The organism is Halanaerobium sp. (assembly GCF_003070835.1).
The window spans coordinates 1-4,680 of the sequence record NZ_QBLR01000270.1; the positions used below are offsets into that span (position 1 = coordinate 1).

Here is a 4,680-nt window from a genome sequence, read left to right on the forward strand (position 1 = left end):
TCCTAATTCCAATTATAAGGAGTTTTTCTATTTTAAGCAAGTATTTTCGCTGAAAATAGAACTTGACATTTATTAAATATTTTTATGCAATGCTAGTGAAAAAACTATGTAAAAGGAATACCAGTATCTCATGATATTCCTTAAGGGTTATATTTACATTAGTTAAAACTGACTTGAAAATCCAACAGATACATTTTCTTTCTTGTTAACCACTTCAGTATCAAAATTTTCTCTTCGACTGACTTTTGCAAAAACTGTTAATTTATCTGCTGGATATATATCTAATCGAAAAGATTGTTTTGTATATTTTTCTTCTGCATTACCAATTACTGATTTGAATTTAAAATTGAAATTATCTGTCTGAAAACCCTTTTTGAGACCGAGTTCATATTTGGAGATATTTCTTTCTTCGATTTCAAAATTAATTTTTTGATACTCATAATTACCGACAAAGGCAAAATTCTTTTCAAGATTGAACTCCAAATCAAAACCTATTGCATTTGAAATAACACTTCTTTTTGGGGTTTTTGAACTTGAACTTGAATAAGAAATACCACTTTCAACATCAGTAAGAGCATTATTATTTTGTTCTATTCTTGCATAATCATCTTCAGGATTATCATAATGAGCTACATAATTAGTTTCATTATTATTGACAGAATCTTGATGAATAAATTTTGCATCATCGTATCTTGTGTGCTGAAAATAGGGATTGAATTTCATAACTTCTGATTGATCATAATCAACTAATTGAAATGTATATACTTCTCCTTCTGCATCTAAGTCTTGTATATCTCTCCCATTATATTCCCAATTACTATGACCATATTCAGTTTGAATTTCAAAAGCCGACACAACACCACCGAAAAGACTAACCAACACCAACAAAATAATTAATACAGAAAACAATTTATTTTTAATCATTTTATATTCCTCCTTTAAGAATATTTTTATATTTCATTTTTGATGAGTGGGAATGATAACCCCCATAGATTATAATTGAAACTTAGATTTTGGCTTATTTTCACTTTTTGATTTTTTGCCTTTTGGTTCATTTTTCGGCGAACTTTTCTTTTCTGACATTTTCTTTTCTGCTTCTTTCTTAATTGCTTTACTTTTTCCAATTCCATTTGAAACTGCTTTTGAATTTCCACCAGTATTTCTATTATTATTTCGATTTGGATTTTGTTCCTGTTTCATAAAATCTTGAACTCTTTTTGCAATAACAAGATCAGTATTATAATCCACTTTCTGATTTTGCTCTCCAGGAGAAAAGTCAAGATTAATATTTGCTTTTTCTTCTTCTGTTGGATCCTGATAGTAATCACATATAGCTTCAAAAACACGATGTTCTGGATTTTTCAGAATAACTCCTGCATGACCTGTTGGATATTTCATAAGACGGTCAGTATCAAGAACTGCCTGTTTCATATTTCTAACACTTTCCCTTTCGTTCTTTTCAGAAAAATGTTCATTATTTTCTACCATATGACTTCTAATCTTTGCATCTTTGGCTCCAGACATTAACTGTATGCTTTTTGCAGTAGTGCTATCATTAACACGAAATACAATTTTTGTATTAGTATTATCTGCTATCTGTTGAGCAAGTGAATGATCAATTTTCATAAGGTCTCCATAAGATTGATGAAGCATAATATATTTTGTCCCACTACTTCGTGCTTTATTAAGTCCACCGACAAAAAGTTGAGTGGCAAACTCGGAAAATTCATCAACATTAACTTCATATGATTTTTTTGGAACCATTCCTGCATCAACTTTGGCAGAATTATTTTGAAAATCAAGAAGTATCATTTTTCCAAATGCCTGTGCTGATTCTCGAAGTGATTGAGTTGGAAGAAGAAAAAATATAATTTCTTGATTAACATATGCTTCAGTTATACTAATATCTGGATTATAGGTGTTTGTCATCGGAAAGTTAATTTTGATTTCCTGCAATAATGAAACCAGAGAACTAACTCCTTTCTGAAAATCAGTCCAGTTTTCAATAATTCCAATACGAATGTCATCTGCTTTGTCGGTATAACCAGCATTTCTTAGTTGTTTTTCAATGTATATTACTGCATCCTTGTGGGTTAACAAATGATGTAGATCGTTAAAGGTGATTTTCTTTTGAAATATATCTACCACGGCATCAAGTATCATAAGAAGGTTTTTCTTGACTTCAGATACATAGAAACTATGTCCCCAATCATCTTTATATCCAATAATCATATCCCTTATTGCTCTTGCTGATTTAAACAGAAGTGGGTTATAAGTGTTAGTGTTTTGAGGGTTAGCAAGGTCAAGAACTTTAATTTTTTGTTTGCAATTATATTTCTGATAATAGTGTTTAATTTTTTGGAGATTATGCCTTGCTCCTTTTGGATCAATGAAGGCAAATCCTTTTCCCCGTTGCATTATATTAATAGCTCGTGGGATAAGAATTGATTCTGTTTTTCCTCCTCCTGTTGTTCCAATAACCTGTGCATGAGTTTCAAAAGCCTTATCTTTCAACATTATTTTCTTTTTATCATTTCCCTGTAAAACACCAAGAAAATATTCATTATTTTTTAATGCTTCTTCCCTATATTGCTTTTTCAATTCGGGTGTAAACGGAGTATAACCTTTCAATGGATATATATATTTTCTTTTGTAGATTTCAAAAAATACAAATATAATTATAAGTGCGAAATAAAAAGTTTTTGAGAACAGCAATATTCCTAATGGGCCTGCTGCAATATCCCCGATTAATGTGTCATGAAAATATAAAACAAATGTGTGTCTGTCAATAAGATATCTGAAATTCACATAATACAGGAAAATAAATAATCCAAAAAAGGATAACTTGATATATCTTTCTGAATGTTCTTTTACGGAAATCACTTCTTTGTCTTTATCTTTTTCCTGATTTTCTTTTTTCGATTGAATTGCTTCCCAGTGATTATGATAGGCGTATATAATTTTGGTTAATAGTTTTGCAATTAGTGCAATCGGAAAAAATAAAATTGTTAATGATTTTATAAACATTAATTTATATTTATTTTTCTGGTTCATTTCATATATTTTCTCTTTTTCTTTTTCATTATATTGATTTGGTCTTTTCAATTCATCCCTGTCATTAATATAATAAAGCCTGAAAAGATCTTTCCATTTTTCTTTATTCAATTTCATTTAATTTCCTCCTTTCTTTGAGATTTTTCTTTCCATATTGATATATTGTTTTCTAATTTTCGATTAATTTTTTCTTCTTTATTTTTTTGAACCGTCAATTTAATGTTCTGAATATCCTCTTTTTCATAATTCAAAACGCCATATGCTCCAACCACATATATTTCTCCTTGATATCCAGGTTGAATAGCAATCTCTTTTTGCCAATTTTGAACTGTAATTTTGGCTTGATTATTACTAATATTAATTACCGATATATTGTTTTTTGGTTTTGGGTTTTGAAATCCAGAAAAAGAGTTATTCACATACAAAACATCTTCTTCTATATTAGCAAGTTCTTTTCTGGTGGCCACTATATAATTGATATCTGGTATAGAAATTATCGGAGATCTTCTGGCTGGAAATACAGTTTTTTGAACCGTAGTTATCGCAGAAGAAATAGAATTATAACTATTAGGGTTAGGGCTTCCTCCATAAACAAAAAGAATCATGGAAGAAAAAAAGATTATAAAGAATGCTATCCAAACAAAGGTTTTTAATAAACCCAAAAAACCTCGAATCAATATTGAGATCATTTAATTTCCTCCTTTCGTTTATTTACTTCGTTCAACTTTTCAAAAATTCTCGGATATTTAATTTTTCTCCATGATAATTTTCAGCAGTCATATTTTTCTCATTCACGAAATCATAATAATTGATGGTATATAGTTTGTGTCCAAGCTGCATACCTTCCAGAGTATCGAATTTTTTTGGATCAAGATCACGATTAATAACATTTTTGATTCTTTCATGTGTGTAGAAATAGATAACTCGATCGAAATCTTCTTTGGCAAACTGCTTGAAGATATCAGTATAATAAGCCTTTGGTGTTTTTTCCATTTCAACAGTTATAACTTCATTATGTTTTTGAAAAAGCCCATCAGGTGTGGTGCAGTCGAATAATTTTTTTCTTCTTATAATTTTCTCTGGTATCCAGTAATCAGCTCCCATATCTTCCATACGGAATCTTAATTCATTAACCTTATAATCATGATCATAAGTTGCAAGATTGAGACTGGGTTGTCTTCGATACAAATAAGTTGGTATTTCCTGTGGGATATAATTTTTGTTTCGTCTTGCTTTCAATATTCGATTTGAAATTTCCTCATATCTTAGATACTTGATTGCTGAACGATTTCCAAGAATAACATTACCTTTTGATATAGGACAGGGTGCAGTTTTAATTAGACTTGATTGCATCAACTTATGCAGCCTAACATTGATTGCATTATAGCTTCGTGGTTTTCCATCAGCACCAGGGAAAAATTTCATTAGGTGGTCTCTATGAAGAAAATATGATTCGTAGAGATATTTCAGAACCAAAAGATCCCAATTGGTCAACTGTATATTTTTAATTTTTGTAGGCATTTAATTTCCTCCTTTCTCGCATAAAAATAAGAATTCGTTAATATTAAAGACTTCCTGAATAACTAACTCCAGTTATAGGTGTTCCAATAACATTATCTATTTCAC

At 29.9% G+C, this 4,680-nt stretch carries 4 protein-coding genes; all 4 read right to left on the reverse strand.

Going from position 1 to position 4,680, the window contains the following annotated elements; translation table 11 throughout:
- Nucleotides 1–162: 162 nt before the first annotated feature.
- The gene (locus tag CI949_RS17085) at nucleotides 163–924 is read right to left on the reverse strand and encodes a hypothetical protein (RefSeq protein WP_290768577.1); all 762 of its coding nucleotides are present in this window, start codon (nucleotides 922–924) and stop codon (nucleotides 163–165) included.
- Nucleotides 925–993: 69 nt separating this feature from the next.
- Nucleotides 994–3,171 carry a type IV secretory system conjugative DNA transfer family protein gene (locus CI949_RS17090; RefSeq protein WP_290768580.1) on the reverse strand — a complete coding sequence of 726 codons (2,178 nt, stop codon included), beginning with the start codon at nucleotides 3,169–3,171 and terminating at the stop codon, nucleotides 994–996.
- A complete protein-coding gene (locus tag CI949_RS17095) occupies nucleotides 3,168–3,743 on the reverse strand; it encodes a hypothetical protein (protein ID WP_290768583.1) in 576 nt (191 codons plus the stop codon). The genes CI949_RS17090 and CI949_RS17095 overlap by 4 nt, the downstream gene beginning before the upstream one ends.
- 31 nt (nucleotides 3,744–3,774) lie before the next feature.
- Nucleotides 3,775–4,575 carry a hypothetical protein gene (locus CI949_RS17100; protein WP_290768586.1) on the reverse strand — a complete coding sequence of 267 codons (801 nt, stop codon included), beginning with the start codon at nucleotides 4,573–4,575 and terminating at the stop codon, nucleotides 3,775–3,777.
- Between the last annotated feature and the right edge of the window lie 105 nt (nucleotides 4,576–4,680).